Origin of the sequence: Kribbella sp. VKM Ac-2569, assembly GCF_004216905.1 — a bacterium.
Classification (GTDB): domain Bacteria; phylum Actinomycetota; class Actinomycetes; order Propionibacteriales; family Kribbellaceae; genus Kribbella.
The window spans coordinates 1,165,015-1,187,688 of sequence record NZ_SGXJ01000002.1 but is presented as its reverse complement, the minus strand read 5'-3'; the positions used below and the strand labels follow the sequence as shown (position 1 = coordinate 1,187,688).

Annotated in this window: 23 protein-coding genes and 1 pseudogene; 14 read left to right on the top strand and 10 right to left on the bottom strand. The window is 67.7% G+C overall.

Going from position 1 to position 22,674, the window contains the following annotated elements; all coding sequences use genetic code 11:
- Positions 1 to 25: 25 nt before the first annotated feature.
- Positions 26 to 544: a YciI family protein gene (locus tag EV649_RS18910; protein ID WP_130384748.1), complete on the top strand. Its 519-nt coding sequence runs from the start codon at positions 26 to 28 to the stop codon at positions 542 to 544.
- Here EV649_RS18910 and EV649_RS18905 read toward each other — a convergent pair.
- Both EV649_RS18905 and EV649_RS18900 read right to left on the bottom strand, forming a co-directional pair.
- On the bottom strand, positions 541 to 1,227 hold the full coding sequence (locus EV649_RS18905; protein WP_130384747.1) for an alpha/beta fold hydrolase: 687 nt from the start codon (positions 1,225 to 1,227) through the stop codon (positions 541 to 543). The genes EV649_RS18910 and EV649_RS18905 overlap by 4 nt on opposite strands.
- A complete protein-coding gene (locus tag EV649_RS18900; RefSeq protein WP_130384746.1) occupies positions 1,224 to 1,649 on the bottom strand; it encodes a MarR family transcriptional regulator in 426 nt (141 codons plus the stop codon). Before EV649_RS18900 ends, EV649_RS18905 begins: the two co-directional genes overlap by 4 nt.
- A 91-nt stretch (positions 1,650 to 1,740) precedes the next feature.
- Here EV649_RS18900 and EV649_RS18895 point away from each other — a divergent pair, with 91 nt between their 5' ends.
- On the top strand, positions 1,741 to 2,625 hold the full coding sequence (locus tag EV649_RS18895; protein WP_130384745.1) for an LLM class flavin-dependent oxidoreductase: 885 nt from the start codon (positions 1,741 to 1,743) through the stop codon (positions 2,623 to 2,625).
- Here the strand turns inward: EV649_RS18895 and EV649_RS42045 are convergent.
- From EV649_RS42045 to EV649_RS18880, 4 genes and pseudogenes are all read right to left on the bottom strand, one after another.
- A complete protein-coding gene (locus tag EV649_RS42045) occupies positions 2,618 to 2,719 on the bottom strand; it encodes a hypothetical protein (protein ID WP_347233139.1) in 102 nt (33 codons plus the stop codon). The two genes, EV649_RS18895 and EV649_RS42045, sit on opposite strands and share 8 nt — an antisense overlap.
- 117 nt (positions 2,720 to 2,836) lie before the next feature.
- Positions 2,837 to 2,895 (bottom strand): annotated as a pseudogene (locus EV649_RS42040) (hypothetical protein); the annotation flags it as partial.
- A 114-nt stretch (positions 2,896 to 3,009) separates the two neighbouring features.
- On the bottom strand, positions 3,010 to 3,693 hold the full coding sequence (locus EV649_RS18885; RefSeq protein ID WP_130384744.1) for an RraA family protein: 684 nt from the start codon (positions 3,691 to 3,693) through the stop codon (positions 3,010 to 3,012).
- Positions 3,694 to 3,791: 98 nt separating this feature from the next.
- Positions 3,792 to 4,331, bottom strand: coding sequence for an AAA family ATPase (locus EV649_RS18880; protein ID WP_241998341.1), 540 nt, complete (start codon positions 4,329 to 4,331; stop codon positions 3,792 to 3,794).
- A gap of 82 nt (positions 4,332 to 4,413) precedes the next feature.
- Between EV649_RS18880 and EV649_RS18875 the strand changes: the two genes are divergently transcribed.
- Entirely contained in the window at positions 4,414 to 5,676 is a 1,263-nt protein-coding gene (locus EV649_RS18875; RefSeq protein ID WP_130384743.1) for an AlkA N-terminal domain-containing protein, read from the top strand.
- Here EV649_RS18875 and EV649_RS18870 read toward each other — a convergent pair.
- Both EV649_RS18870 and EV649_RS18865 read right to left on the bottom strand, forming a co-directional pair.
- A complete protein-coding gene (locus EV649_RS18870; RefSeq protein WP_130384742.1) occupies positions 5,655 to 6,395 on the bottom strand; it encodes an isocitrate lyase/phosphoenolpyruvate mutase family protein in 741 nt (246 codons plus the stop codon). The two genes, EV649_RS18875 and EV649_RS18870, sit on opposite strands and share 22 nt — an antisense overlap.
- The gene (locus EV649_RS18865) at positions 6,392 to 6,688 is read right to left on the bottom strand and encodes an antibiotic biosynthesis monooxygenase (protein WP_130384741.1); all 297 of its coding nucleotides are present in this window, start codon (positions 6,686 to 6,688) and stop codon (positions 6,392 to 6,394) included. Before EV649_RS18865 ends, EV649_RS18870 begins: the two co-directional genes overlap by 4 nt.
- A 170-nt stretch (positions 6,689 to 6,858) precedes the next feature.
- Between EV649_RS18865 and EV649_RS18860 the strand changes: the two genes are divergently transcribed.
- Entirely contained in the window at positions 6,859 to 7,653 is a 795-nt protein-coding gene (locus EV649_RS18860; RefSeq protein WP_130384740.1) for a methyltransferase domain-containing protein, read from the top strand.
- Between the two features lie 204 nt (positions 7,654 to 7,857).
- Here EV649_RS18860 and EV649_RS18855 read toward each other — a convergent pair whose 3' ends face one another.
- Together EV649_RS18855 and EV649_RS18850 are read right to left on the bottom strand one after the other, a co-directional pair.
- Positions 7,858 to 8,667 (bottom strand): TrmH family RNA methyltransferase, encoded by an 810-nt coding sequence (locus EV649_RS18855; RefSeq protein ID WP_130384739.1) that lies wholly within the window; start codon positions 8,665 to 8,667, stop codon positions 7,858 to 7,860.
- 1 nt (position 8,668) lies between these two features.
- Positions 8,669 to 9,736, bottom strand: a complete 1,068-nt coding sequence (locus EV649_RS18850; RefSeq protein WP_198682553.1) for a LacI family DNA-binding transcriptional regulator — start codon at positions 9,734 to 9,736, stop codon at positions 8,669 to 8,671.
- Positions 9,737 to 9,959: 223 nt separating this feature from the next.
- Between EV649_RS18850 and EV649_RS18845 the strand changes: the two genes are divergently transcribed.
- The 10 genes from EV649_RS18845 to EV649_RS18800 are packed head-to-tail and all read left to right on the top strand — an operon-like array spanning position 9,960 to position 22,666.
- Complete coding sequence (locus EV649_RS18845; RefSeq protein ID WP_130384738.1) at positions 9,960 to 11,246, top strand: extracellular solute-binding protein; 1,287 nt, start codon at positions 9,960 to 9,962, stop codon at positions 11,244 to 11,246.
- Complete coding sequence (locus tag EV649_RS18840) at positions 11,243 to 12,196, top strand: sugar ABC transporter permease (protein ID WP_198682552.1); 954 nt, start codon at positions 11,243 to 11,245, stop codon at positions 12,194 to 12,196. Before EV649_RS18845 ends, EV649_RS18840 begins: the two co-directional genes overlap by 4 nt.
- Positions 12,183 to 13,064, top strand: coding sequence for a carbohydrate ABC transporter permease (locus EV649_RS18835; RefSeq protein ID WP_241998338.1), 882 nt, complete (start codon positions 12,183 to 12,185; stop codon positions 13,062 to 13,064). Before EV649_RS18840 ends, EV649_RS18835 begins: the two co-directional genes overlap by 14 nt.
- A gap of 23 nt (positions 13,065 to 13,087) precedes the next feature.
- Positions 13,088 to 13,852: an SDR family oxidoreductase gene (locus EV649_RS18830; RefSeq protein WP_130384737.1), complete on the top strand. Its 765-nt coding sequence runs from the start codon at positions 13,088 to 13,090 to the stop codon at positions 13,850 to 13,852.
- Positions 13,849 to 15,555 carry a heparinase II/III family protein gene (locus EV649_RS18825; protein ID WP_130384736.1) on the top strand — a complete coding sequence of 569 codons (1,707 nt, stop codon included), beginning with the start codon at positions 13,849 to 13,851 and terminating at the stop codon, positions 15,553 to 15,555. Before EV649_RS18830 ends, EV649_RS18825 begins: the two co-directional genes overlap by 4 nt.
- The gene (locus EV649_RS18820; RefSeq protein ID WP_130384735.1) at positions 15,555 to 17,534 is read left to right on the top strand and encodes a hypothetical protein; all 1,980 of its coding nucleotides are present in this window, start codon (positions 15,555 to 15,557) and stop codon (positions 17,532 to 17,534) included. The genes EV649_RS18825 and EV649_RS18820 overlap by 1 nt, the downstream gene beginning before the upstream one ends.
- Entirely contained in the window at positions 17,531 to 18,118 is a 588-nt protein-coding gene (locus EV649_RS18815; RefSeq protein ID WP_130384734.1) for a DUF624 domain-containing protein, read from the top strand. Before EV649_RS18820 ends, EV649_RS18815 begins: the two co-directional genes overlap by 4 nt.
- A gap of 30 nt (positions 18,119 to 18,148) precedes the next feature.
- Positions 18,149 to 19,201 carry a right-handed parallel beta-helix repeat-containing protein gene (locus EV649_RS18810; RefSeq protein ID WP_130384733.1) on the top strand — a complete coding sequence of 351 codons (1,053 nt, stop codon included), beginning with the start codon at positions 18,149 to 18,151 and terminating at the stop codon, positions 19,199 to 19,201.
- On the top strand, positions 19,201 to 20,346 hold the full coding sequence (locus EV649_RS18805) for a GDSL-type esterase/lipase family protein (RefSeq protein WP_130384732.1): 1,146 nt from the start codon (positions 19,201 to 19,203) through the stop codon (positions 20,344 to 20,346). Before EV649_RS18810 ends, EV649_RS18805 begins: the two co-directional genes overlap by 1 nt.
- A 10-nt stretch (positions 20,347 to 20,356) precedes the next feature.
- Positions 20,357 to 22,666, top strand: a complete 2,310-nt coding sequence (locus tag EV649_RS18800) for a polysaccharide lyase 8 family protein (RefSeq protein ID WP_130384731.1) — start codon at positions 20,357 to 20,359, stop codon at positions 22,664 to 22,666.
- Positions 22,667 to 22,674 lie beyond the last annotated feature (8 nt).

Below are 22,674 nucleotides of genomic sequence, written 5' to 3'. Positions count from 1 at the left end.
GCCGGAGGAGCCGTAGGGTCGGAGCATGGAGTACTTCGTTTTCGGGCGGGACAAGCCGGATGGGTTCGAGATCAAGGTTGCCCTGAACGAGGAACACTGGGCGTTCATGGACGGGTACGCCGATGGCCTGATCGCCCGCGGCCCGACGTTGACCGAGGACGGCGAACGAACCACGGGCAGCCTGCACATCGTCGTACTGCCGGACGACGATGCGGCGAGCAAGTTCGCGTACGACGAGCCGTACTACCGCGCCGGCGCCTTCGAGACCGTGGAAATCCAGCGTTTTCACAACCACAACCCGGGCCGCACGATGTGGGACTTCGCGGCCGCCGTCGAGGGCTACAACCGCTACCTCGTCCTCACCAAGGACGCCGCGCGCCCTCTCACATCGGACCACTTGATCATGTACGGCGACCTCATGACCAACAACAGTCACGTAGGACGAGCCGCCTTGCTGGAGGCACCGACCCCAGAGGCAGCCACGAACCTCATCCAAGCCGACAACGCCGAAGTACACCCGTGGGAGTTCGGCGGCCGGCGCTAGCGAGTCTCGCGACCAAGTAGCCGATCCGCCACCGTCTGCGCGACGCGCCGACCGTCGGCCGACTCGTCGCCCAGCCCGCACGCGGTATGGCTCAACCCGTCGAACTCCAGATAGCTGAAGCCGATACCTTCCAGCACCGGCTTCAGTTTCCGCAGCCGGCGGATCGCCGGGTCAGCGGTACCCATGTACGTCACCTTGGTCCCCGCATAGCACCTGAGTTCGTGGTGCCAGTCGTACGAGCGATAGCTCCGCCAGAACTCCAACGCAGCCTTGGGCAGCCGCGGCTCCCGCGCCATCCGGCGCATCGTGGCATCGTTGGGGAACCCGATCGGCGCTACGCCGCCCATCACCAGCGCAGCGGCCCGATCCGTCGACCGGGCGACGAGGGCCGACATACAAGCCGGCTGTGAGAATCCCCAGATGGCGAACCGATCGATGCCTTCGTGATCGAGTACGGCGAGAACCTGCCGGCCGATGCTGCCGAAATCGTATTCCTCCGGCCGGTCGCTGGCGCCGAACCCGACCGGATGGATCTGCAGGACCCGGAATCGCTGGGCGAGCACGTCCGCGACCGGGTAGTCCAGCGGGCGGCGGTTGTTCTTCATCAATACGAGCGCCGGCCCGGAACCGTTTGCCCGGTAGGCGATGCGGGCGCCGGCCACAGCGACGTACTGATAGCTCATCGGGTCAGGATCGACTGCAGCGCTGTGGTGATGGTCGCGCGAGTAGCGCGCGGGAGGTCAGCAGTCATCGCGTTGATGCGGTCGACCACCGCGTTGTGGGCCTCGTGAGCCAGGGCCAGGCCGTCGGGGGTCAGCTCGATCTGGCTGGCCCGGCGGTCGGTCGGGTTGGGGGTGCGAGCGACCAAGGTACGGCGTTCCAGGCGGTCGACCATGCTGGTCAGGCTGGAGCGTTCGATGTTCAGGATGCGGCTGAGTTCGGTCATGCCGAGGGGGCCGGCGAGCAGCACGCACAGGAGATGCGCCTGCTGCGGGGTCAGGCCGAGCGGGCGGCTGGTCTCGCCGTGCAGGTCCTGCAGTCGGTGCATCGTCTGCACCAGCGCGCTCGCGAGATCGGTGTCCCGGGCAGCCGTCGTCGTCACCATGTCCTCATGATAGTCCGTTGACCTAATAGTTTGCGGTTCTAATATTTCGTGCTACAACTAGTTAGAACAGCGAACTATCTGAGGAGTCGATATGAACGTGCGGTTCGGATACGGGTCGCCGGACGCGGTGCGGGAGTCCGCCGGGATCGTCCGGCTCGCGCAGCAGGCCGATCGGGACGGTCTCGATCACGTCAGCCTCGCCGACCACCCGTACGTACCGGACATGCTCGACGGGTACGCCGCGATCGCCTTCATCCTGGGGCGAACGGAGCGACTGTCGGCGTTCGTCAACGTGACCAACCTGCCGCTGCGGCCCGCGCCGGTCCTCGCCCGTACGGCGACCTCGTTGTCGGCACTGTCCGACGGCCGCTTCGTGCTCGGCCTCGGTGCCGGCGGAGCGTGGGACCGCATCACGATGATGGGCGTGCCGGAACTGCGCCCGGCCGAGGCGGTCGAGGCGTTCGAGGAGGCGATGCAGCTCGTCCACTCGATGTCCGACGGCGGTACGCCGGCGCCGACCAAGCACTACCCGATCGGAGCGCTCCGTCCGGCCGCGGTACCCGCGCCGCTGATCTGGACCGGCTCGAACGGCCCGAAGTCGCTCGCGGCGACCGGCCGGAACGCCGACGGCTGGATCCCCGGTCATGCCGCCGACTGGCTCAGCGACCGCTTCCGCTGGTCCCGCCCGATCATCGACGAGGCGGCGCTCTCGGCCGGCCGGAAACCGTCGGACGTCGCGACGATCTACAACTTCCCCGGTGCGATCACCGCGACCCCGCTGCGCCGTACCCGCGACGAGGAAGGCCGCTGGCTCGGCGGCTCCCCGGCGCAATGGATCGAGGAACTTACCGACGCGATCCTCAACCACGACGCCGCCGGCTTCACACTCTTCCCACGCGGCTCCGACCCGTTCGAAGTCCAACTCTCCCGCTGGTCCCAAGAGGTAGTCCCCGCAATCCGAGCGGCGATCAGTTGAGGGTGGCGAGTTGCTCGGGGGTCAGGTGTAGTGAGGCGGCGGCGATGTTCTCTTCGAGGTGAGTGACGTTGCTGGTGCCGGGGATGGCGAGGATGTTGGGGGAGTGATGGAGGGTCCACGCCAGGCGGACCTGCTGGGGTGTCGCGTTCCCGGCCCGACCTTGGTCGCGATGACCAGGTCGGTAGGGTACGGCGCCAGCGCGTCGCGGATCAGCTCGTTGGCGAAACGTTTTCCGGACGCGTAGAACGCAGCCGTGTCGAGGTGATTCACACCGAGCTCGACGGCGCGACGCAGTACGGCGATCGCTCGGTCCGGATTTCGCGGTGATCCGCATCGCCCCGAAACCCATCCGGTCGACGATGACCTCACCCAACTGCCACGTGGTCATTCCTCGATCGCTCCCCGCACCGCGCGCAGATGCTGGCGGAAGGTCAGCGACGGATCGGCGGCCCGCCGCTCGAGGTACTGCTTGAAGCTCACCTGCTCACGCAACGACCGCCCGGCCCGGATCTCGTCCGCCTGCCGGTGCTCGGTGTCTCGGATCGACTCCGCCAGCCCGAACAGTTCCTCCAGACGATCCGCCGGTACGAAGACTGCCCCGTCCTCGTCCGCGAGTACGACGTCGTCCCGGGTGACCGTCCACTCGCCGATCGTTGCCCTGGACAACGCATCGGCTGGCTGCGGGTCGAGCCGCAACGGTCCGGTTGGCAACGCACCGAGGCTGAACACCGGCAACCCGATCGCGGCGATGTCGACCGTGTCCCGATGCAGTCCCCAGATCACGATCCCGGCGACACCGGCGGCAGCAGCCTCCAGTGCAGCCAGATCTCCGACACAGGCCTCGTCCCGTCGGCCACCGTTGTCCACGACCAGTACGTCGCCCTCGGCGGCGGACTCGAACGCCTCCAGGAAAACGTCGACACTGCCGACATGCTGCGCCGGCAATACCCGCCCGGCGACCCGGCCGCCGGCCACGGCCGTCAACGACACCGTCCGCACCGGAACGCCCGCCCGCACACAAGCATCCGCGACATGTGCAGTGGTCAACCCCGCAAACCGCTCAAGCATGTGGATCCCCTCCGCGAAGCGCTAACGACAGGAGGTAGTCCACCACGCCCCTCGACTCGCCGCGTGCGCGCCCCGAAATCGGTCGCTACCTCCTGTCGTTAGCGCGACAAGAACGCCAGCACTTCCTCAATCGATGGCTCGGCAGTCGTATCGAGGGTGATCGAAGGAACTGGCAGATCAATGGGCTGGAAGGAGTTGTGGGTGCGGAGGCGGGCGTCGGCGCTGATCTGCGCGTCCTCGTGGGCGGAACGGCGTGGGTCCGAGCTGGACCGGGTGGTGATCCGCTCCAGCGCGACCTCGGCCGGGACCGTGCAGTGCACGATCCGGACGTCGGCGCGGCCGAGCAGTGGACTCAGGCCCGGGTTCCACAGCCGGTCCTGGAACGCCGCTTCCGCGACCACCGTCGTACCGCGGCCGATCAGCAGGCCGAGTACGTCGAAGAACGTCGACAGCGTCCGCATCGTCAGCGGGTCGCCGGGGCCTGGCACGAAGCCCGGGGTCGCGTGCGCCATGCCTTCCTTGATCTCGTCCCGGCAGATCGCCGGGCAGCCGATCGCGACCGCGATCCGGTGCGCCAGCGTCGTCTTCCCGGTCCCGGGCGGACCACTCACCACGACCAGCATCGGTTTCGACTGCACCCGCCGTACCTTATCCGTCACGGTGGGCACTCGGTGTAAAACGCGTGTCAGAACTGTCGGTGGTCCCGCCTAGTGTGGTCTCGTGACCACCTATTCCGCGGTCCGTACGACGGGGATCTATTGCCGGCCCGGGTGCGGGGCCAAGCCGCTCGCGGAAAACGTCAGCACGTTCGAGCTGCCTGCCGCCGCAGAAGCGGCCGGGTATCGCGCCTGCTTGCGCTGCCGACCGTATCGAGTGGCCGGGACGGTGGCGGACGAGGCACCCGAGCTGGTCTGCCGCGCGGTGCAGCTGATCATCGCGGGCCTCCTCGACGAGTCCGGTGAGGAGGCGCTGGGTGCGCGGCTCGGGGTGTCGGCGCGGCATCTGCGGCGGATGTTCGCCGAGCACCTTGGCGTCACGCCTGACCAGTTCGCTCGCTCGCGGCGGGCGCACTTCGCGCGACGTCTGCTGGACGACACCGATCTCGGCGTCGCGGAAATCGCGTTCGCGTCCGGTTTCGGCAGCCTGCGCCAGTTCAACCGGGCGATGCGCGAGATCTTCCGCGCGTCACCGCGTGCGCTGCGCGATCGCCGGCGCCGCGGCGACCGCCTCGCCGCGGACGGTGGTCTGGTGCTGCGGTTGCCGTTCACCCCGCCGTACGACTGGGAAGCGATGAGCACGTACCTCGAAGCGCACGCCGTCCCGGGCGTCGAGTCTGTCGAGGACGGCGTGTATCGGCGGACGATCTCGCTCGACGGCGAGCCCGGCCTGCTGGAGATCGGTGCGGGCGGGGAGGATCACCTGATTCTGCGCGCGCATCTTCCGTTCTGGGAGGGCGTCATCCATGTCGTCGACCGGGCCACCCAGCTCGTCGGGCTCGACCATGAGCCGATCCGCGCTCGGGCGCACCTGGCCGCGGACGCCGAACTCGGGCCGCTCGTAGCCGCGCGCCCCGGAATACGTGTTCCTGGCGCGTGGGGTCCGTTCGAGGTGGCGGTCCAGGCAGTCGTCCGGGACCGGCTGGAACGCGACGACGCGACCGAGGCGTTGCGCAAACTCGTCGAGGTGTACGGCGCACCGGTCCCGGGGCTCGGGCACGGGCTGACGCACGCGTTCCCGGGTCCGGAGGCGTTGACCGGCGCCGAGCTCGTCGGTCCGCTTGCGCGAGAAGTTGCTAATGGCAACATCACGCTCCAAGCAGGCGTGGAGCTACGGTCACTTGAGGCCGTCACGAGCCCGCGCGCCGCGCAGGAAATCGCGTTACGCCTCGGAGCTCGCGACGCCTGGCCCCTCAGCGGCGAGAGCGACCACCTCACTCCTTGGCGGTCGCTCGCCGCTGTCTACTACCGGATCAGCGCCTCATAGGTGCCGGTGGTCAGCAGTTCCTTCGCCGCCGCTGTCGCCAGCGCGTACGCCGCAGTCGTGATCGCCGGCCCGACGCTGATCCGCACGACACCGAGGTCCGCGAGTTCGGCGACTGTCGGCGCACCCGGACCGACCATCACGTTCAGCGGCAAAGGCGAATCCTTCACCAGCTCCGCGATCGTCGGCGCGTCGACCACGCCCGGAACGAACAGCACATCCGCACCCGCGTCGGCGTAGATCTTCGCGCGTTCGATCGTGCCGGTCCGGTCACCGAACAGGTACGTGTCGGTCCGCGCGTTGATCACGAGATCGATGCCGGCGGCAACAGCTGCAGCGCGTGCCGCCTTGATCCGCTCGGCATGCACCAGCGGATCGTCGAGGACCCGTGCCGTGCTGTCCTCGAGGTTGATGCCGACCGCACCCGCCTCGACGACAGCGGTCACCGTACCCGCGACATCGCCGTACCCGGCCTCGATGTCGGCCGTGACCGGAACGGAAACCGCCGCGCAGATCGCGCGCAGCGCCGCGATCGCGGACTCCTGGTTCAGTCCGCCGGCGTCGTCCACGCCGGCGGCCCAGGCGACACCCGCGCTCGTCGTCGCGATCGCCGTCGCCCCCGCGGCCTCGATCGCCCGCGCCGAGCCGGCGTCCCACGCGTTCGGCAGCACGAGCGGCGGCTGTCCGTGCAGCTCACGCAACCGCCGCGCCAGGTCGCTCACAGGCTGACCAGTAGTTCGTGGTCGACCTCGACGAACTCGACGATCAGGTCGGCGAACCGGCCCGCGATCAGTTCCTCGTACGCCGCCGACCCGGTGTGCGCGTCGTACGCCGCCTGGTCCGCGAAGTGCTCGACGAACAACAGGTAGTCCGGGTTCGACGGGTCGCGGTACACGCGGAAGGACAACGTGCCCTCCTCGGCGCCCGGTCCCTTCGGCGCGAACTCCTGCACGATCGCCTCGGCGGCGGCCTGGTTGCCGTCCTTCAGCTTGATCGGAAACACCTTTGCCAGCATCGGAATCCTCCTGGGTTCTTGTTCGAAGTACCTCAAGGTTCGCCCGCGGACCACGGGCCGGTCTGGCCATATTCGGTCACATACATCGTCTCGTATAGCAAGATGATATGTCTCATTCAGCAAGATTCTGGATTAGCGTGAGGTTCGTCGAGAAGGCAAAGGAGCCTGGGATGAACAACGTGTACACGCACGGCCATCACGAGTCCGTACTGCGGTCGCACAGCTGGCGGACCGCCGAGAACTCGGCCGGATACCTGCTTCCGCACCTGCGGCCCGGGATGTCGTTGCTCGATGTCGGCGCCGGTCCCGGCACCATCACCGCGGATCTGGCCCGCCTGGTCGAGCCCGGCCGGACGACCGCGCTGGAGGCGAACGCCGCCGCACTCGACATCACCAAGTCAGCGTTCGAGAACCTGGACCTCGACGTGGAGTTCGTCGTCGGCGACGTACACGCACTGGATCTGCCGGACGACACGTACGACGTCGTACACGCGCACCAGGTCCTGCAGCACGTGGCCGATCCCGTGCAGGCGCTGCGGGAGATGCGGCGCGTGTGCAAACCCGGTGGCATTGTCGCGGTCCGTGACTCGGACTATCACGGCTTCGTCTGGTACCCGGAGCTTCCCGAGCTGGACGAGTGGATGGCGCTCTACCAGCGGATGGCGCGCGCCAACAGCGGCGAGCCGGACGCGGGCCGGCGCCTGCTGTCGTGGGCGCTCGCGGCCGGCTTCGAGCAGGCGGAGGCGACCACGTCGACCTGGGCGTTCGCCAACCCGGAGGACCGTGCGTTCTGGGGCGGCATGTGGGCCGACCGCATCCTCAAGTCGGCTCTGGCGGATCAGGCGCGCGCATCCGGCGTACCGGAGCAGCAGCTCGAAGCGATCTCACAGGCGTGGCGGACCTGGGCAGACACCCCCGACGCCTGCATCTCCATCCTGCACGGCGAACTCCTCTGCACCGCCTGACCCTCCCCCGATTTGCTGGGTATGCCAGGCAATCTGCTGGGTGGGCCAGGCAAATTGGGGGTTAGCGACCGAAACTCAGAGTGTGGAACCCGGCATTTCGCTGGCTGACCCATCAAATTCGCTGGCTGACCCATCAAATGCGGACGACGGCTCCGGCCGCGCCACGTACGACGGCTCCGGCCGCGCGGATCGTGGGTGGGGTGGTCAGTGGGGAGGGCGTGAGCGCTGGCGGGAGATCTCGTAGAGGACCGCGGTTGCGGCGTTGGCGGCGTTGAGGGAGCTGGCCGATCCTGTGATCGGGATCCGGACCAGGTGGTCGGCGGCTTCCTTCCACGCCGTACTCAGGCCCGCGGTCTCGTTGCCGATCAGCAGCAGGACCGGCTGGGTGAAGTCGAAGTCGTACACGTCGGTCGACCCGTGCTCGTCGGTGCCGACCACGGCGACTGGGGAGCGACGTACCCAGTCGAGAACCTCCCGATGCGAAGGCGCGCGTACGGCGGGAATCGCGAACAGCGATCCTGTCGTCGCGCGGACCGCCTTGGGGTCGTAGATGTCGGCCGCATGCCCCGTGACGATCACGCCGTCGGCGCCGAACGCGTCGGCGGACCGGATGATCGACCCGATGTTCCCCGGCCCGGTCGGCCGGTCGAAGACGACGCCCAGGAACTCCGGTCCGACCGGGATCCGATCAAGATCGTCGGCCGGCAGCTCCAGTACGGCGATCAGCTCGGGCTCCTCCTTCTCGCCGAGCTCGGCGAGCAACTCCGGCGCCATCGCGACCCGCTCGACGCTCGGCAGCCGTTGCAGCAGGTCCGAAGCCCAGCGGGACAAGGGCCGCGAGGCGTCGGTGACGACGGTGCGCACCGGCCAACCGTTGTCCACGGCAACCGAAATCGGCCGCACGCCCTGCACCAGGAACTCGCCGGACCGCTGCCGCTTGGTGCGATTTGTCAGCGACGCCTGCCACACCTGGAACCGGGCGTTCCGCGAGGAGATCCGTTGCACCGGGCTCATTTTACGACGGCGCTGCGGTGGATTCGCGCACGATCAACTCGGGCCGGAAGAGCAGCGACTGCCCTTGCGTCGGTCCGGAGTCGTCCAGCCGGGACCGGAGTTGGGTGAACGCGGCCGCGGCCATCTCCTTCATCGGCTGCCGGACCGTGGTCAGCGTCGGCGCGTACAGGTCCGCGAGCACGATGTCGTCGAACCCGACCACCGACACGTCCTTGCCCACCTCGAGTCCGCCGTCCCGCAGCCCGCGGCAGACCCCGAGCGCGCACATGTCGTTGATCGCGACGATCCCGGTCGGCGGTTCCTCCAGCGCGAGCAGCTCGGCGGCGGCCGCGCGACCCAGCTCGGACGCCTCGACGTCGCCGAAGTCGTCCGCGTCGCCCTTGATCGGCGCCCGGACGGAAGTCGCCGGATCGACCCCCGCCTGTTCGAGACCGGCCATGAACCCGCGGTACCGCTCCTTGCGGTTGACGCTCGCCAACGCGCCGGACACGAACGCCAGCCGGCGGTGCCCGAGATCCGTGAGGTGCTGCGTGGCGAGCTGACTGCCGACCGCGTTGTCGACGCTGATGCTGACGAGCGACGCCGGGTCGCCGGCTTGCGACGTACGGTCGAATGCGACCAGTTGCAGCCCGCGCTCGACCAGCGGCATCACATGCTCGAGCGACGGCAGTGACGAGCACAGTACGACGCCGTGTACGCCGTCGGCCCACAACTCGTCGACGTAGTCGCGCTCGCGCCGGGGATCGCGCTCGGAGTTGCAGAGCAGCACGTGGTACCCCTCGGCCAGCGCCGCGGACTCCAGGTGCCGCGCGAGCGCACCCCAGAACGGGTTGCCCACCGACGGGACGACGAGTCCGATCGTGGTGTTCCGGCCGGTGCGCAGTTGCCGGGCGGCCCGGTTCGGCCGGTAGCCGAGCTTGTCGATGGCGCGCTCGATCCGCTGCCGGGTCTCCGGCAGCATCCGGTGGCTGCGCCCGTTGAGCAGGTTCGACACCGTGCTCGGCGAGACGCCCGCCTCGGTCGCGACCTGCTGGATCGTCACCTCGCCAGTTCTCAATTCACCGCCCACCCGCGCATTCTGTCACCCCGTCGGTGCTGCCGTATCGCAGTGCAACGATGCATCACACGTTGCCGAAAGTCCAGCTTGAAGTTCATCGGCGTCGACCTCTTGACGTGTTGTGAAATCCGTTCCTAACATGCGGTGCATCGTTGCACCAGCCTCGCATAACTGCGCCGCTCCGGCTGGTAGATCGTTGCACCACTCCCTTCCGCAGCACCACGAAAGGCGCGCCATGGAGTACACCCGCAGATCAGTCCTGACGGCCCTCGGGCTCGGCGCGGTCGCCGCCGCCACCGGGTGCTCCGCGTCGTCCGGCAACAGCCAGGCGACCGCCGACGGACCCGTCGAAGGCGAGATCAGCCTGCTCACCCCGCTGTTCGAGGGCAGCACCGGCAAGGACTTGCTGGAGGGCAAGTTGCTGCCGGCGTTCAAGCAGAAGAACCCGAACGTCACGGTCAAGGTCGACTACACGACGTACGCCGCCCTGAACGAGAAGATCACCACCAGCCTGGCCGGTGGCCTGATGCCGGACGTGGTGATGCTCGGCGTCGGGTGGATCCCGCCGTTCGCGCACAAGAAGGTGCTCGCGCCGCTGCCCGACGACCTGGCCAAGCGGTACGAGTACGAGGACCGCGTCCTCGAGCCGTCCCGGTACGACGGCAAGCTGTACGCGTTGCCGATGGTCCTCGACACCCGGATCGTCACCTACCGCAAGGACCTGTTCGCCGAGGCCGGGATCAAGGCGCCGCCGAAGGACTGGGCCGAGCTGCGCGAGATGTCCAAGGAACTGGCCCGTAGCGACAGCTCCGGCAAGCTCAGCCGGGTCGGCTTCGACCCGTTCTCGATCGATCTCCGGCAGTGCTGGGAGACGTTCCTGTTCGCCAACGACGGCAACCTGTTCGACGACAGCGGGCAGCAGGTGAAGTTCAACGACGACCGCGGCGTCGAGGCGTTGCAACTGTTCCTCGACGTCATCAAGGACAAGTCCGCCGACTACTCGTTCAAGTCGTCCGCCGGTCAGCCGACCACCCTGCAGCAGGGTCGTTCCGCGATGATGATGTCGAACAACTCGCTCTGGGTGCAGCTCAAGAAGCAGAGTCCGGAGCTGCTCAAGGAGGACAAGGTCGGCGCGTTCATCCTGGCCAACAAGGTGCCCGCGATGCTGCAGGGCGGCACCATGGTGGCCCGGTCGGCGTCGTCCAAGCACGCTGCCGCGGCCCAGGCGCTGGTGGAGTTCATGGGTACGCCGGAATCCATCCTGCCGACCGCGGAACAACGCGGTTCCGTCCCCGGCGTCCAGGACCTGCGGACCTCGGACTACGTCAAGAACAACGGTTTCGTGAAGCTTGCCCTGGACAACATGAGCAAGGCCCGGTCCGAGGGCGGTACGGCGGCCTGGATGGAGATCCGGGAGAAGATCAAGACCACCCTCGAGACCGCCGTGGTCGGCAAGCGGACCGCCAAGGAAGCGATCGACGAGCTCGCGAACCTGAGCAAGGAAGCGATTTCGCGACTGTGAGCGGAACCATGGTGTCGACGCGGGACCGGGTGCGCGCAGCCGCATCCGGGCCCTCCGCTGCTCCACCCCGGCGCCGGGGGTTGCTGCGTGCCCGCCGCCGGGCCGGCCTGCTGATGGTCGCGCCCGCCGTGCTGCACGCCCTGATCTGGATCGGCATTCCGCTGGTCGCCGCGATCGTGCTGAGTTTCACGTCGTACGACGTGCTCACACCGCCGCGCTTCATCGGGCTGGAAAATTTCCGCGATCTGTTTTCCGACAGCGTTTTCCGGCGTGCCGTACTGAACACCAGCGTCTACACGTTCTTCACCGTGCCGGTGGCCATGGGCATCTCGCTGCTGATCGCGCTGATGCTGAACACGCAGCTGGCCGGACGGGCGATTTTCCGGACCGCGATCTTCATTCCGCAGGTGACCGCGACGATCGCGGTGGCGCTGGTGTGGCTGTGGATCTACGACCCGCGGAGCGGACTGGCCAACGCTGTCCTGTCGTTCCTCGGCCTGGACGGCCCGGCCTGGCTGTCGTCGACGGACTGGGCGATGCCGGCGGTGATCGTGGTCGGGATCTGGCAGGGGATCGGTCTGAAGATGCTGATCTACTTGGCTGCGCTGCAAAGTCTGCCGACCGAGCTCTACGAGGCGGCGTCGGTGGACGGCGCCTCGAAGTTCCGGCAGTTCTTCAGTCTGACCCTGCCGTTGCTGCGGCCGGCGACGTTCTTCGTCTTCGTCACGTCGGTGATCGGCGCGTTCCAGTCGTTCGACCAGGTGTACATCCTGACCGACGGCGGGCCGGCCAACAGCACGACGATGATGACCTACGAGATCTACAAGTCCGCTTTCCGGGAGTTCCGGATGGGATACGCGTGTGCGCAGAGCCTGGTGTTGTTCGCACTGCTGCTGTTCCTGACGTTGCTGAACCGGCGGATCACCGGAGGCGACCGTGCCACCCGTTGAGACTTCTGCGCGGTTCCGGACCGGCCGGATCGTGCTCTACCTGACCCTGACCGCGATCTCGCTGGTGATGATCGTGCCGTTCGTCTGGATGCTGCTCACCTCGGTGAAGACCCCCGGCGACATCGCCGCGGTGCCGCCGCGGTTGTTCCCGACAGAGTGGGCCTTCGGCAACTACGCGGACGCGTTGCGCGCCGCGCCGTTCGCGACGTACGCGCGGAACAGCTTCGTGATCGCCGCGAGCCATACCGTGCTGAACGTGCTGATCGCCTCGATGGCCGGGTACGCGCTGGCGCGGCTGCGGTTCCGGGGCAGCTCGCTGATCTTCCTCGCGTTCGTCGGGGCGCTGATGATCCCGACGTACACGAAGATCCTGCCGGAGTTCCTGATCGTGCGGTTCATGCCGCTGTTCGGCGGGAACGACATCACCGGGCAGGGCGGCACCGGGTGGCTGGACACCTGGTGGGCGCTGATCATCCCGGGCGCGGTCAGTCCGTTCTCGGTGTTCCTGTTCCGGCAGTTCTACCTGGACCTGCCGGTCGAACTGGAGGAGGCGGCCCGGCTGGACGGCCTCAGCGAGCTCGGCATCTACGCGCGGATCATGACGCCGCTGGTGAAGCCCGCGTTCATCACCGTCGCGCTGCTCACGTTCGAGGGGTCGTGGAACAACTTCCTCTGGCCGCTGCTGGTGACCAAGAGCGACAGCCTGCGGGTGATCCAGGTCGGACTTTCCGTTTTCCGCACCGAGAACGACACCCAGTGGGCGTTCCTGATGGCCGGGACCACGCTGGCCACCGTGCCGATGGTGGTGCTGTTCCTGATCGGGCAGCGCTACTTCGTCCAAGGTTTCGCTACCGCGGGCATCAAATGACACTGACTGAAAGGACTGTTTCTATGACCGGGGAACTGCAGGGGACGCGCGCGCTGGTGACCGGTGCCGGGCACGGCATCGGCCGCGGGATCGCGCTCGGCCTGGCGGCGGCCGGGGCCGACGTGGTGGTGCACTACGGAAAGTCCGCCGACGCGGCCGCGCAGAGCGTTTCCGACATCGAGGAACTCGGGCGGAAAGCGATTGCGGTCGGCGCCGACGTGACGAGTACGGCGGACGTCGACCGGCTGCTCGACGAAACGGCCGGTTTCCTCGGCGGGCTCGACGTCCTGGTCTGCAATGCCGGTCACCTGATCGGGCGGGTCAAGGTCTCGGAAATGTCCGACGAGCATTTCCAGCAGGTTGTGGACGTGAACCTGGGGGCGACGTTCCGGACCACTCGGGCCGCGATTCCGCATCTTGCGCAGTCGGCGAACCCCCGGATCATCACGATGGCCTCGCTCGCCGCGCACAACGGCGGCGGTCCCGGGTCGGTGATCTATGCGGCGGCGAAGGCCGGGATCCGCGGGTTCACCAAGGGCCTGGCGAAGGAGCTCGGGCCGCAGGGGATCACGGTCAACTCGATCGCTCCCGGGTACATCGCGGAGACCGCGTTCCATCAAACGTTTTCCACCGAAGCGGCGCAGGCGAACATGGTCGCGGGCACGCCGATCGGCCGCGCCGGGCAGGTCGAGGACGTGGCGAACGCGGTCCGGTTCCTGGCGCTGCCGGCGTCCGGGTACCTGACCGGGATCACCATCGACATCGACGGTGGCACGTGGCCCCGATGAATCCTCCGACCGAGCGTGGCGGCTGGTGGCACGAGTACGTGTGCCCGGCGCACGGCGTCGAGCTGGCGCATGTCGGATTCGATTCCGGAAACTTTCCGGCCGGCGGGGTTCCGTGTTCCTACGGTTGCCGGGTCGACACCCCCGCGGTGCGCGGCGCGTGGACCGTGCTGGCACATCACTTCTGGGCGCGGCGGATCCGGTTGCTCTCGTACGACGGCGGTGGGGCTGAGCTGCTCGCGTCGTACGCGCGGTTGTATTCGGACCTCACGAAAGCGGGGGAGCACGAGCAGGCGCAGGGGTGGATGCAGCGCGGCCGGCTCTTTCACCAGGCGCTCACCGATGCGGTGTGGGGTGTGCCGATCGCACACTCGATCCTGAACCTGGCTGGGCGGGCCGAGCTGCGTGAGACGTTGCCGATGCTCGATGACATGGTTGCCGGGGCGCAGCGGGCGCGTGATGCGATGGTTGCCCAGGACAAGTTCTCGTCGAACTACACGGCGTGGTTCAACGCGCTCGGTACGACGGCGAGCCAGGCGGCTGCTGCCGTTCGGGGTGAGGTGTGGTCCGGGGAGAAGGAGTGGCTGACCGGCGAGCACGGGCAGTTCGCGCACCTGGAGGCGGCGACCGGCGAAGACGGCTGGGAGTGGGAAGCGAGCACGTATTACCACGGCTTCGTACTGCGTGCTTACCTACTGAGCCTGCGTGGCTTCGACCCTTCCTTGGTGCCTGACCGGCTGGAGAAGATGATCGCGGCCCTCGCCTCGATCGCCACCGACGGCGGTCTTCTCCCGGCCCTGCACGACGGCCCGTACCTCCGGACGCCGCTGGCCCTGGAGTGGCTGGAGATCGTGGCGCTGGCCCGCCAGTTCACGACATCCCATGGGTTGGACGCCGTCGCTGCTCGAGCTCTGGCGGAGGTCGGGCCGGAGTACGACGGCCTGGAGGACAAGCTCACCGGATGGTTCGGCGGCCCACCCGGTACGCCGGCGCCCACTTCGTTCCAGCGCAAACACCTCAGCTCGTCCTATGCGGTGATTCGGGTGCCCGGCATTCACGCGATCCTCGACCACGGGCCGCACGGTGGCTCCCACGGGCACCACGACAAACTCGCGCTCTACCTGTACGGCGCCACCACCCCTTGGCAGCCCGATCCCGGCCAGGTCCCGTACGGTCATGCCCAGTGGCGCGCTCACTACAAGTCGGTCGCGGCGCACCCGACGATTCGCATCGACAACCTCGAACCCGCCGAGGCGACGGGCCAGCTGACGCAGGACGAGGACTCGGTGACGGCCACGATCGACGGCTGGTACGACGGTGTTCGCGCGACGCGGAAGCTGATTGCCGGTGACAACTACCTGGTGGATGTCGTCCGAGTGACGGCGGATCGCGAGCGCGAGATCGTCCTGCAGTTCCGGCCTGATGTCGAGCTGACCGTGGAGGTCGGACCGGACGCTATCCGGACCACCTGGTTCGGCGACGAGACGCTGTACGGCGACCACGTCTCTGGCGACGCCGTGCCGGTGACTCGACCCGGTCCTGGGCCGGCTGATGATCCGCAGCGGGTGCGGACCTGGCTTGATTGGACGGTTGTTGGTCCGGCGGCGACGTACTGCTCTGTCTACTCGACCACGCCTGTGGACGTGCGGCTGGTCGGCGACGTGATCACCGTCGACGGGCATGAGCACCCGATCGGAGGGCTGTGATGTTCGACGATCGAGTGGCGGAGGTACGTGACGGGCTCGAAGGGCGGTACGCCGCGCAGTGGCGGCGGTTGCGGGAGCAGTGCGACTGGTACCGCACGCAGACCCCGCCGACCGAGCATCCGTCCGCGAGCATCACGTACTTCGGCCCGGCGGCCGCGAACCTGGCGCTGGCCTACCGCCTGACCGGCAACGAGGGCTACCGCTTCGAGGCAGCCCGCTGGATCTCGGCCGCAATCGGGTTCCCCCACTGGGGCAAGGCACATCTGCCGGATCACGATCTCGACGCGGGCTGGTTGCTCCACGGCTTGTCCCTCGCCTCCAGCTGGCTCGGCGACGACTTCGAGCTTGCTGACGAGTTGCGCGCCAAGCTGGAGTTGCAGGGATCGCGGTTGTACGAGTTCGCCGTCGAGTCCGAGGGCTCGTGGTGGAGTTCGTCGTACTGGCAGAACCACAACTGGATCTGCTACACCGGGCTCGCCGCGGCCGGGTACGCGTTGGGTCGCACCGAGTGGACCGACCGCGCTCGTCGGAACTTCGAGACAGTCATCGAGTTGCTGCCGGCGGACGGGTCGGACATGGAGGGCGTCGTCTACTGGCGGTACGGCGTTCCGTGGCTGGCGACGTACCTGGATCTGCTGCAGGACCAGGAAAGGCTCGACTGGTGGGAGCACTGCCGGTTCCTGGCGAACACGTTTTCCTACCGGTTGCAGCAGTGCGCGCCGGGGTTCGAGGAAAACATCGATCACGGCGACTGCCACGACCGGCGGAGCGGACACAGTGTTGCGCTGTACCGGAAACTCGCGTCCGCGTACCGGATCGGTGAGGCGCAGTGGCTCGCGGATCTCGTTTCCGAACGTTTCTTCTGGAGGGAGGCGTACGCGAGCGGCGTGAAGCCAGGCGTGATGCCGGAGGCGTACCTCGAGCTGCTCTGGTACGACGACTCGCTGCCGCCGGTCGATCCCGCGAAGACCGCGCCGCTTTCCGCGTACTTTCCGGACCTCGGCCTCGTCACGGCACGGACCGGATGGGACGACGAGGCCACGATGGTGTCGTTCAAGGCGGCGCCCGGCGGCGGGCACCGGGCCTGGGATACGTCACGCCGGCTGGACCTCGAGCGCGGGTGGGACACGTTGAGCGCCGGGCACCATCATCCCGACTCGGGATCGTTCGTGCTGACGTCGCGGGGCGCGTTCCTGGCCGTGGACGAGGGATACAGCAACCGCAAGCGAGCGGGGGACCACAACCTGATCCTGGTCGACGGTTTCGGGTACGCCGACGAGGACCGATACCACGTCTACAAGGGGATTCCGTACGAGCGCCAGGCGCGAATGGTCGACGTACACGCGGTCGACGGGATGGCGCACGCCACCGCGCAGATCGCTGCGATGTACCCGCCCGAACTGGGCATCACGCGGCTCGATCGGACGCTGGTCTTCACCCCGGGTGGACGGCTTGTCCTGCTGGATCGCTGTGCGGCCGATTCTCCGCGTGATTGGACACTCCTGCTGCACGCCGACTGGCCGATCGAGTACGCCGATGAGATCGCGCTTCGGTCTGGGTCTGCGCAGGCGTGGGTCCGATTCCACACGCCGCTGACCGTCGAGTCTGCGGTGACGGAGGTCGAGGCCAACCCAACGTCCAGCACTCCCAGCCTCCGCCTCACCCGCACGATGCACACGCTCCGAGCCACCGCTCACCAGTCGACGACCGCCACCCTCCTCACCACGATCGAACCAACCTCCGCCCTCCACCCGACCCCGCCGACGGCCCGCCGGCTCGACCTCACCCACGGCTTCGGAATCGCCTTCGACGACGAGACCGTCCTGCTCGCCGACGACGAAGGAGCGCTGGACGCCCAGGCCATCACAATTGCCGGCGATGTGGCGATCGGAGCGGGCGAGCACCGGCAGCGAGTCGATTGTGATGGCGTGGCGGTCCGCGCCATCATCCGCACCACAGACAGGACGATCACCCTATGACCCGTCCGACGGGGTTGAGCCGGCGGGCGTTGGATTGGTTGGGGTGGGTAGCCAATCCGGCGGCGGCGGGGGCGGCGTTCACGGTCTTGTGTTTGGGGATCGTGACGTGGTTGCCGGCGTTGGCTGCGGTCGGGTTCGTGCTGAACCGGTGGCGGACCGATGGTGACACGCGGTGTTTCACGGGAGTGTTCGTCGGCTGGCGCAAGTACTGGCGTCCGCTGCTTCCGCACTCGGTGCTGATGACGATCGCCGCAGTGATTGCCGCCAGCAACTTGTCGTTCCTGTCCGGCCGGTCCGGGCCGCTCGTCCTGACGCTGTTCATGATCCACGTCGGTCTGATCGCCGCCGCGGTCACCTACCACCTCGCGCTCGCCGTCGCCGCGGGCCGCAACCCATCCGGATCAGCCGCCGACTGGCGTCGTACGGCGTTCCGTCTCGCCTTCACGTCCGTCCCGCGCGGCACTGCACTCCTCAGTGCCGCCGTCGCCGCACCTGTCTTCTCGCTCGTCGTACCAGCAGGTCCCTTGCTCCTCGGCACCACAGTTCCGGTTCTGGTCGGCCTGCTCGTCGCCGACCACTCATAGGCAGCAAACCGCCCAATCAGGAGGACCACCATGTCCCGAGCTGTCCCGATCCTGCTTCTCGGCGCCGCGCTGGCGCTGCCCGCGATCCCGGCGCACGCCGCGACCGACTACTACGTCGCCACCACCGGCAGCGACGCGAACTCCGGTACGTCGACCGGTACGCCGTTCGCGACCATCCAGAAAGCGCTTGATACCGCGCCGCGCGGCTCGACCGTACATCTTGCCTCCGGCACCTATCTCCAGGACGCGGTGACGATCAGGTCCGGTGTCACGATCACCGGCCCGTCGACCGCGGTCGTGAAAGGCGCCGGAAACTCGCGCATCTTCCAGATCCAGCACGACAGCGTGACGCTGGACGGGTTCACGATCGACGGGCTGTTCGGGTCGTCGTCCAGCAAGGACGGGTACCGGGACAAGCTCGTGTACGTGATGAGCACGTCGCCTGGTGACGGCGTGGGCACGCTGACGATCCGGAACATGCGGTTGAAGAACGCGGGCGGCGAGTGCCTGCGGCTGCGGTACCTGATCACGAACGCCGACGTCCACGACAACACTGTCGGTCCGTGCGGGGTGTACGACTTCAAGTTCAACGACGGCGGGAAGAACGGCGAGGGGATCTACCTCGGGACCGCGCCGGAGCAGCAGGGCGAGAACGGCGCACCGGACGCCCAGGCGGACCGCAGCCGGAACAACCGCATCCACGACAACACGATCGCGACGTACGGCAACGAGTGTGTCGACGTGAAGGAGAACTCCACCGCGAACGTCATCGAGCACAACGACTGCAGTCAGCAGAAGGACCCGAGCTCGGGCGGACTGGACGCCCGCGGCAGCGGAAACACGTTCCGCTACAACACGATCCACGACAACACCGGCGCCGGCGTCCGCCTCGGCGGCGACACGGAAACCGATGGCGTCGACAACAACGTCTACGGAAACACGATCACGAACAACGCGTCCGGCGGCGTCAAGTTCATGCGCACGCCGCAGGGTCAGGTGTGCGGAAACACCATGTCCGGAAACACCGGCGGAGATTCCGTCGGCACCTACGCCGCCGACTTCAACCCCACGGCGGCCTGCTGATGGGTGGGGTGTCGCGCCGGTCGATCCTCGGCGGCACAGCTGGTGGCGTCCTGGGCGGCGTCCTCGGCACAACTGCAACCGCAGGCGCAACTGCCGGTCAGACAACAACGGCCTCGGCGCGGCTCCAGTGGGCTGCGAGTTGGGCGACCGCACAGACGGCTCCCACCGCCGCGGATGCCGATGCGACGAGCGGCTTCACCGACACCACGCTCCGATACAAGCTCCGGCTCTCCGCCGGCACCACCGAGCCTGCGGTTCGGCTGCGGTTTGCGAATCCGTTCGGTTCTGCGCCTGTCGTCCTAGGGCCGGTGACGGCCAATGCCAAGCCGGTGTTGTTCGGCGGCGAGAAGGATGTAGTGCTGGCTGCAGGGGCGACCGTGGTGAGTGATCCGGTTGGGCTGATCCTGCCGGACGGTGGCGATCTCGTGGTGAGCATGTACCTGCCAGGTCCCACCGGTCCGCTGAGTTTCCACCGGAACGTGCATGCGACCGGCCACATCGGAGACCGCGCCACGAACTCGGTGTTCCTGCTCACCGGCGTCGACGTACCGGCGACCGGACGTGAGGTGGTCGCGGTGCTCGGCGACTCGATCACCGAAGGCGTCGGTACGCCGGACAACGCCAACCTCCGCTGGCCCGACCAGTACGCCGCGCGGTTCCGCCGGCGCCCCGCGATCGCCAACCTCGGGATCAGCGGAAACCGTGTTCTGCTCGACGACGCCCGCTTCGGACCGGGCGGCCAGGCCAGATTCGACCGCGATGTACTAGGCCTGCCGAACGTCGCGACGCTGGTGATGGTCCTGGGCATCAACGACATCCAGCAACCACCCAGCCAGACCGACCCGACCCGGATCCTCGACGCCTACGAGCAGTTGGTACGCCGCGCGCACGACCACGATCTCGAGGTGATCGGCGCGACAATCGGCCCGTTCAAGGGCTGGATCCGCTACACAGAAGCACTCGACCAGGTCCGCAACGACGTCAACGCCGTACTCCGGCAAGGACGTCTCTTCGATCGCCTGCTCGACGTCGACGCCGCGCTCCGCGACCCGGCCGATCCCGCCCGACTCCGCCCCGACTTCAACAGCGGCGACGGCCTGCACCCCAACTCCGTCGGCGCGAAGGCGATCGCTCTAGCTCTTTGAGAGGACCTCTATGCCTGACCTCACCCTCCGCCGCCGGACTGTTCTCGGCGGAATGATCGGCGGGGCCACACTCCTCGCCCTCCCCACACCCACCTGGGCCGACGCGTCCACCGACGAACTCCGCCTCCGCTGGCAGACGCTGCTCACCGGCGGCCCGACCGTCGACCCCGCCGACCCGGACCTCGCCGTCGCGATCGCCCGCGTCGACCGCCTGGCCCAGTCCGCGCTCGCCACTCTCGACCGCTCGGCGGGCCGTACGACCCTTTGGCCGGATCTCGCGAGTACAACGCTTTCCAACCACGTCGCCTCGAACTTCCGCCGGATCAAGCAGATCGCGGTCGCGTGGGCCACGAACGGCTCGGCCCACCAAGGAAACGCGTCGGTTGCCGACGATATTCGCGGCGCCCTCGAATGGATGCACACGAACCGCTACAGCCCCACGCTCCCGCGGTACGACAACGACTACGACTGGGAGATCGGCGGTGCCGCCGCCTTCGCCGACACGCTGGTCCTGCTGTACGACGTGATTCCGGCGGACGTGCGTACGACGTACACGCAGGCCATCAACTACTACACGCCCGACCCGAACCTGTGGCGCGCCGACCGGCAGATCGCGACCGGCGCGAACCGGGTCTGGATCGCCACCGTGGTGGCGGTCCGGGCCGTCCTCGACGGCGACACCGCCGCACTCGTGCGCGTCCGCGACGCGATCAGCGACGTCGAGGGCAGCGGGGCGAACAGCGTGCTCGCGTTCAATGACGCCCCTGGGCGGATCGACGGAACCGGGGAGGGGTTCTACAGCGACGGATCGTTCCTGCAGCACTACAAGCACCCGTACAACGGCGGCTACGGCAAGGAACTGCTCGGAACGCTTTCCTCCCTGCTCTATCTGCTCGGCGGGACCGAGTGGACCGTCACCGATCCGGAGCTCGAGAACATCTACGGCTGGATCAACGACGCGTTCGATCCGCTGATGGTGCGCGGCGACCTGATGGGTTCGGTCTGCGGTCGTGAGATCGCCCGTCCCAGCAAGCAGAATCACGCGCCGACGCAGACGATCATCGAGGGCACGCTGCGCCTGATCCCGGCCGCGCCGGCGGAACGGGCCGCGCAACTGACCGCACTGGTCAAGCAGTGGATCACCGAAGATACTTTCCGGGATTTCCTCACAGTCACCGATCCGGCCTCGCTGGTGGCGGCCCGGAGCATCCTCGCATCGTCGGCCTCGGCCCGCGGTCCGCTCGTCCTGCACAAGCAGTACCCGCGGATGGACAAGGTCGCGCACCACCGTCCGTCGTTCACGATCGGACTGAGCGCGTACTCGTCGCGGATCTACAACTACGAGTCGATCCAGACCGAGAACTTGCACGGCTGGCACCTGTCCGACGGGATGGTGCTGCTGTACGACGACGACCTGGGTCACTACTCGGGCGACTACTGGCCGACGGTCGACCCGTACCGGTTGCCGGGGACCACGATCGACACCCGGCGACTGGCCGACTCCTACGGTTTCCGCAGCACCAGCGAGGCCGACTGGGTCGGTGGTGTGTCGATTCCGAAGCGCACGATCGGTGCCTATGGCATGGATCTGCGCGGGTTCGGGACGAACCTGCGGGCGTTGAAGAGCTGGTTCCTGGTCGACGACGTGATGGTGTGCCTCGGGTCGGACATTACCGGCGAAGGCACGGTCGAGACGGTGGTCGAGAACCGCAAGCTGCGCACCGGCGACGAGACCTTCACCGCAGCTCCGGGCTGGTGTCATCTCGAGGGCACCGGCGGCTACGTGTTCCCCGATCGCACACCGGTACAGGCGCTGCGCGAGAACCGGACCGCGACCTGGCGGGAGATCAACCTCAAGTACGGCACCGACACCCCGGTGACCCGGCCCTACCAAACCGTGTGGTTCGCGCACGGTACGGCGCCGGCCGGGCAGGGCTACTTCTACGTGCAGTTGCCGACCGCAACACTCGCGGAGACGAAGTCGTTCGCCGGCAAGCTCCCGGTCCAGAAACTGCGGGCGGACAGTACGGCGCACGCTGTCCGGCTGCGCAATGTCCTGGCGGCCAACTTCTGGACGGCCGGCACCGTCGCCGAACTCACCGCCGACGGCCCGGCCTCGATCGTGGTCGCCGGCGGAACGGTCGCGATCTCGGATCCGACGCAGACGCGTACCTCGGTCACCGTCGACCTGGACAAGCCCGACCTGCTGCTGACGAAGGCCGATGCCGGGGTCACGGTCAGCCGCCGCGACCGCGGCTGGCGCATCGTCGTCGACACGACCGACCGCCACGGAAACGCGGCAACAGTCTGTTTCCACTGAAAGCCACT